This window comes from Acidobacteriota bacterium (assembly GCA_009861545.1).
In the GTDB taxonomy this organism is placed as follows: domain Bacteria; phylum Acidobacteriota; class Vicinamibacteria; order Vicinamibacterales; family UBA8438; genus WTFV01.
This window is the reverse complement of record VXME01000120.1, coordinates 24,761-31,741: the sequence shown is the minus strand read 5'-3', so window position 1 is coordinate 31,741 and position 6,981 is coordinate 24,761. Positions and strand designations below refer to the sequence as shown.

The 6,981-nt window shown below is 70.4% G+C and carries 4 protein-coding genes; all 4 read right to left on the bottom strand.

Going from position 1 to position 6,981, the window contains the following annotated elements; all coding sequences use genetic code 11:
• Window positions 1-2,302: FtsX-like permease family protein (locus F4X11_19440; protein MYN67178.1), on the bottom strand; the 2,302-nt coding region annotated here is incomplete at its 3' end.
• Window positions 2,303-2,761, bottom strand: coding sequence for a PIN domain-containing protein (locus tag F4X11_19435; GenBank protein MYN67177.1), 459 nt, complete (start codon window positions 2,759-2,761; stop codon window positions 2,303-2,305).
• Window positions 2,762-3,226: 465 nt separating this feature from the next.
• Window positions 3,227-4,330: a hypothetical protein gene (locus F4X11_19430; GenBank protein ID MYN67176.1), complete on the bottom strand. Its 1,104-nt coding sequence runs from the start codon at window positions 4,328-4,330 to the stop codon at window positions 3,227-3,229.
• 193 nt (window positions 4,331-4,523) lie between these two features.
• Window positions 4,524-6,980, bottom strand: coding sequence for an ABC transporter permease (locus F4X11_19425; protein MYN67175.1), 2,457 nt, complete (start codon window positions 6,978-6,980; stop codon window positions 4,524-4,526).
• Window position 6,981: the final 1 nt, after the last annotated feature.

Genomic DNA, 6,981 nt, shown 5'->3' with positions numbered 1-6,981 from the left:
GGGGGTCCCTTTTCACGTTGCCACGGGGGTCCCTTTTCAACTTGCCATTTCCACCGTAGAGGCCGAACGCCGCGAGCAGCAGCGCCACGCCCCCGAAGATCGAGGCGCACAAGGCGTAGAAGCGCGGTTGCGCGGCCGTTGCCGACAGGATCGTCTCGAGCGCCATTGCGTTGACCTGCGCCCCCGGGGACACGTCGGCGAGCGCCTCCTGCAGAAAGGGAATCACCGCGAGCGGATCGCCCGCGGTGCGTACGGCGACGACGGGCAGGCTGCCGAACGAGGGCATCCCGTCCTGGTCGGGCTGGAGCATGGACAGGTAGACGTCACCCGCGTCGGCCGGTCCGAAGGACTCGCCACGGAAGGGCGACGTGACGTCGGCAACGACGCCGATGACCTCCCACGGCTCGTTGCCGCTTCCCTCGCCGCCCGGCCTGTCGCGGCGGCCCCAGAAGCCCGGAAACGGGAGGGCGGACACGAGGCGCTGCCCAACCGCCGGCTCGCCGCCGAACGCCGCCCGGGCGAACGACTCGCTGACCACGGCGACCCGCGGGCTGCCTGTCCTGTCACGATCCGTGAAGAACCGGCCGGCCTGCAGGTGGAGCCGCACCACGTCGGCGTAATCCGGGCTCACCTCCAGGATGCGCGCCTCCAGTCGCTCACGCGGATCGGCGGGCGCGGGGCGGCCCGCGACGGTGAACGGCCGGACCGAACCGGTGCGGTTGAGCGGCATGCTCGACGACAGCGCCACGGCGTCCACACCGGGCAGGATCGCGATCCGCTCCAATCGCGCCAGCAGCGTCTCCGTGGCGCTCCGGGCCGCAGCGTTCATTGCCTCGACCTCGTCGGACTCGATCCGCCCGCCGCGGGTGAACAGGCGGGTACTGGCAGGATCCATGATGCGCGCGACCACCACATTGGCGGGCTCGAAGCCGAGATCGAGCGTGACCAGCGACACGAAGCTGCGCAGCAGCAATCCGGCGCCTGTCAGTAGCACGAGCGCCAGCACCACCTGCGTCACCGCCAGCGCTGCCTGTCCCCGATTGGCCCGAAGCCGGCCGAAGCCGCCGGCCGACGCACCCGCCTCGTTGAGGGTACGGGCCAGATCGACCCGCGACCAGGCAAGCGCCGGCGCCGTGCCGAACAGCAGGCCGGAGACCACCGACACCGCGGCGGTGAACGCGAGCATGGCGCCATCCACACCCACCTCGGCGAGCCCGGGCACGTTGCGCGGCATCAGCACCGGCGCGGCGCGCACGATCCCGACCGCCACGGCGAGGCCGGCCGCCCCGCCGGCAACACCCAGGACGACGCTCTCGGTGAGCAGTTGGCGGACGATCCGGCCCCGTCCCGCACCGAGCGCGCCCCGGACGGCCAGCTCCCGCTGCCGCACGACCCCGCGCGCCAGCAACAGCCCGGCCACGTTCGCGCACGCCATCAGCAGCACCAGCCCCGTTGCCGCGGCGAGCATCAGGAGCGCGGGCCGGAACGGCCGCCCCCGCTCCTCGCGCAAGGACATCACCCGCGTCTCGAAGTCGAGACTCGTGGGCAGCGGGCGCTCGGATCCCCGTTCGAGGATCGTGCGGACTTCGGTTTCCGCCTGTGCCGGCGACACGCCGTCCCGCAGCCGTCCCACCCCCGTGAACGCGCTCATGATGACGAGGGAACCGTCGACGATCGTTTCCGGTTCGTACGGCGGCACGACGAGCGGCGTCCAGACCTCCGTCCCGTAGAAAGAGGATTCGAAGCCGTCCGGGAGCACCCCGAGCACGGTGTGCGGCTCGTCGTTCAACACGATCGGGGCGCCGATGACGTCCGGGTCGGATGCGAACCGCCTCGTCCAGGCTCCGTGGCTCAGCAGCACGAACTGGTGTGCGCCCTCGACCGCCTCCGCCTCCGTGAAGAGCCGACCCAACCGCGGCATCGCCCGCAGCAACGGAAAGAGAGACGGCGTCACCGCCGTTCCGAACAGCGTGACCGGGCCGTCCGGACCGTCCCACACGAAGGCGGACGGCGAGAAAGCGGCGAGCTCCTCGAACGACCGCGCCTCTTCCCACAGCCGCCGCAGCTCGTTGGTCTCCAGGATGGCCGGTCCCGGACTGCCCAACGGCGCCTGTCCCACGCTCACGATCGCCTCGGAATCCGGATACGGCAACGGTCGCAGGAGGAGCCCGTTGACGATGCTGAAGGTCGCAGCGTTGGCGCCGATGCCGACGGCCAGGATGACTACTGCGGCCAGCGCGAAGCCGGGGCGTGCGGCAAGCTGCCGCCCAGCCTGGCGGAAATCGAGGAGAAGGCGCTCCAATCACCGATGCCAACGCCCTGGTTCGATCCGAAACCTGCGGCGACCGGCGCGATAGGTCTCGAAATCGTCATGATCGATGGTGAAGACAGTCGCTATCGACTCTCTCTGCGCCAGGTGAACCAGGGTCGCGTCCGCTAAGTCCATCGGGCGATCGGCGTAACGCTTCATCAGGGCATCCAGCGCGGGAAGATCGTCGTCGCCAATCGGGAGCACCGTGACCGCACCAGAACGCAGGAAGCGCCAGGCAGCGGCAATGTCTGCGGGTCGGCGGCCGAGCAGATGGAAGAATTCGGCGAGCACGGCTGCGGTCGTGGCGAGTGGCAACCGCAGGCCAGCGAATGCCGCGGCGCAACCGGCGTGCCACCGATCGTCCGCGTCCAGGAGCGCCAGCATCGCGCCCGTGTCTATGAGTCCGTTAGCGCCCCGAAACGCCTCGCCGGCTCGGCGTTTTCGGCCCATCCCCCCACTCCATGACTCCGCGCCGCAGCACTTCGCTTCGCTGCGTTCTGCAGCGCAGAGTCCTAGCCCGCATGTTTGCGCGCCAATAGGGACCGCACCCGGTCCCCGGCTTCCTGGGCTCGGTTGGGGTCGCCACCGCGAACGCTCCCCACGCACACTGCCGCCGCAGCGTGGAGCCGGCGTTGAATCTCCGCTTCGTCTCTCGTCGAAGACCTGCGCGCAAGCCAGTCGCCGGCAATCCGTTCCAGGAGGTCGGCAACGCTCACCTTTTCGTCGCGCGCAGCTTCCCCGAGTGCCTCCTTCAGGTCACCCCGCAACCGCCAACTGTAGACGTGGTCCTTGCTCATCCTGTAGTGCAGTGTAGTGCAGGATCGTCTCGGCGCCAAGGAGGCTGGACTCCCCGCCGCGGAAGCGCCCGCGTGTCGACGTGGCTCTCACCATCGCAGATTCGAACGGCGACCGTCATCACGGCGCAACGGGCACGAACTTCTGGATCCGCCGGCCCTCCTGCTCGGCCACGTAGACGTTGCCCTCCGAATCCACGCCGATGCCGTGCGGCAGCGTGAACTGCCCACGGTAGCGCCCCGGACCGCCGCCGAAGCTGGTCAGCACCTCGCCGCTCTGCCGGTCGACCACGTCGACCATCACGCTGTTCTGGTTCAGGACGAACAGCAGGCGCTGCTCCGGGTCGGGAGAGAACGCCAGCACCACCGCGGTCCCGCGGGTGCCGGTGCGGCTGGCGTCGCGCGGCGTCACGGGGTCGAACGCCAGGTCGATGTTGCGGACGAACTCGCCCATCCGGTCGTAGACCTGGATGCGGTCCGCCCGCCGGTCGCAAACGTAGACTAGGCCATCGTTGGATACCCGCAAGCAGTGCGGCAGCGGCACGATGTCCTCGCCGGCCGTGCGGTGGAGCGGCCATTGCCGCAGGAACTTGCCCTCGCTGTCGAGCACCGCGATCCGGTAGTTGCCGCCGCCGACCTCCCCGTCGGCCACGTAGATGTCGCCGGTCCCCTCGTCGACATCGATGCTCGCCGGCAGGAAGAACTGCGCGCGGTCGGAGTTCAGCGGCTCGCCCTGGCGGGTGCCGTCGGAGGAGTCGTACTTTCCCGTCTCGCCGATCTGCTGCTGCAGCTCACCGCCGTCACCCGCGTACTTCTGCACCACGCCGGTCCCGGCCGCGACCACCCAGAGGCTGCCGTCGGCGTTGACGTGGCAGTCGTGCAGCCGGTCGCCGATCCGCGCCGGATCGCCCCAGCCCCGGACCACGTTCCCCTCGGCGTCGAGCTCGATGATCGGCGGCGCCAGTCGGGATCCGTCGAGGTCGGCGGGCACGACGTTCTGCCGGTTCAGGATGAAGATCCGTTCCCCGCCGACGCACATCCCGCCGAGGCCGCCGGTGAGCCACTGCTCGCCGAACGGCAGCTTCGGCCAGAGGGGATCGAGCTCGTAGCGGGGCGCCTCCTGCGCGGCGGCCGGGGCCGGCCCAAAGACGCTGACAGCAATCGGGAGCGCGACGCAGATCGCGACGAGCAACCGTATGGCGGCATTCCGAAAGGTGGTTGTCATCTGTTACCTCATGCTCGATTCAGGCGAGATCGCAACTCGGACACAGCCCGTCCGTCCCGGCAGTCGATGGCGGCACCGAGCGCCGAGCGCGTCGGCGGCTGGTGAACGCTACCCGGCGTCGCGTAGCCGCCATGCCCGGTAGCTATACCACATCCCCCGACCGGCATTCCCGTGCCGCTCATGGTACTTCGCGCTACTCGTCCCGAAGCGCCACGAGCGGGTCGACACCCATGGCCCGCCGCGCCGGCAGGTAGCAGGCGGCGAGCCCGGTGGCGACGAAGACGAGCGACACCATCACGAAGACGCCGGCGTCGGTCGGCTCGGTCGCGAAGAGGAAGCTGGACAGCGAACGCGAGAGCGCGACGGCGGCGGCCGCGCCGATGACCAGCCCCGCCAGCACCAGGGCCAGCCCCTGACGCAGGACCATGGTCAGGATCGAGGTCCGTTCGGCCCCGAGGGCCAGGCGCAACCCGAACTCGCGGGTCCGGTGACTCACCGAGGTGGCGATGACCGCGGCGATGCCGGTCACGGTGATGATCAGGGCGAGCGCCGCGAAGAGCGCGAGCAGGACCGCCGACAGCCGCCGCGGCGCGGTGGTGCCGGCGCGGGTCTCGGCCAGGGTCCGGAAGTTCTCCACCGGCTGCTCGGGATCGACGGCGTGGACGGCGGCCCGCACCTGCCCGCTCAGGGCCAGAGGATCCGTGCGCGCCCGCACCAGGACGCGGGTCGGCGAACCCGCCCCCTGCAGGAACGGGCGGTAGAGCTGGTCCGGCGGCTCGCGGTCGAGCCCGTGGTCGCGCACGTCGCCGACGATGCCGACGATGGTGATCCAGGTCTCCCCGTCGTCCAGGGTGATCCGCTGTTCGAGGGGACTCCGTCCTTCCCGCCAGTGGCGCTCGGCCAGCGAGCGGCTGACGACCGCCACCGGCGTGGTCTCCGCGTCGTCGAGCCGCGTGAACGTCCGGCCGGCGAGCAGCGGCACGCCGACCGTCGCGAAGTAGTCCGGGCTGATGACGCGCGTTTCGAGCTCGGGACGCAGATCGGGGTCCTCGTAGGTCCGCCCCTCGATGGCGAACCGCTGCTGCTGGCCCACCTCGCTCGCCATCGGGAAGCCGTTGGCGACGGCCGCCGCGGACAGTCCGGGCCGGTCCTGCAACCGCTGCAGCACGTCGGTGAAGAGCTGGCGGCGGCTCTCGGCCGTCGTGTACTTCGACCAGTTCGGAAAGACCTCCGCGGTAAGGACGTTCTCCGGATCGAAGCCGGTATCCACCTGCTGCAACCGGTAGAAGCTGGTCAGGAGCAGCCCGGTGGCGATCAGCAGCACGAAGGCGGCGGCTACCTGCGAAGCGGTCAACAGCCCGCGCATGCGGCGCCGGGCCGGCGTGTCGGTGGTCTGCGCTCCCGCCTCCTTCAGCGCCACCGCGACGTCGCGTCGTCCCGTCAGGGCGGGTGCGCTGCCGAAAACGATCCCGGTCAGCAGCGACAGGCCGAGCGTGAAGGCCAGCACCCAACCGTCGATCGCCACCTCCGTGGTGCGGGCCGTGAAGAGCGCCGCAAAGGCGACCAGCAGATCGAGGCTGAGCCAGGCCACCAGCAGCCCGAAGGCGCCGGCGGTAAGAGCCAGCAGGCTCGCTTCCGTCACCAACTGCCGCAGCAGGCGCGCGCGGCCCGCGCCGAGGGCCGACCGGAGAGCCAGCTCGCGCTCGCGGCGGCTCATCCGCGCCAGCGTGAGATTCGCGACATTCGCGCATGCGATCAACAGCACGAGCACGGTCGTGGCCAACAGGATCAGCAGCGTGGGGCGCGCCTCGCGCGTCAGCTCATCGGCAAGCGGCAGGGTGACGGCGGTGTAGCCCGAATCGGCGGGATAGGTCTCCGGAAAGTCGTCCTGCAGCCGGGCCGCCACGGTGGCCAGCTCCGCGCCGAAGCGGTCGACGCCCACGCCCGGCCCCAGCCGGCCGAACGCGGTCATGCCGCGGAACGCGGTGCGGTCCTCCTCCATGCGGGCCTCGGCGCGGGCGCGGAACGGGCAGGCGGACGTCGGCATGTAGACGTCGTTCTCGCGCGGGTACTGCGGCACCGGCGGCAGGACGCCGACCACCGTATGCGGCCGGTCGTTCATCTCGAAGACCTGGCCCACGATGTCCGGGTCGCCGCCGAAGCGCTGCCGCCAGTACGGGTAGCTGAGGACCAGCACGGCCTCGGCGCCGAGATCGTCGTCGCCGTCGCGGAACGTCCGGCCGTACAGCGGCTGCACGCCGAGCACGTCGAAGAAGTTCGCCGACACCACCCCGGTCAGCACGCGGTCCGGCTCGCCCCGGTTGAGCAGCGTGAACGACATGCCGTGGTACTCGACGAAGCCGTCGAGGGTCGCGAGCTGCTCCCGGTAGTCGCCGATCTCCTTGACCGAGAAGGGGATGTTCGCCGACCCGGCCCGTTGCGCCTGCTGGCGGGCGAGCACCAGCTCGTGCCCGTCGGCGTAGGGCAGCGGCCGCAGCAGCACGCCGTTGACGAGACTGAAGATGGCGGTGTTCGCGCCGATGCCGAGCCCGAGGGTCAGCACCACCATCAGGGCGTAGCCCGGCGATCGCAACAGCGAGCGCAGGCCGTAGCGCACGTCCCGGATCAGCGTTTCCAGCATCGGTTTCATC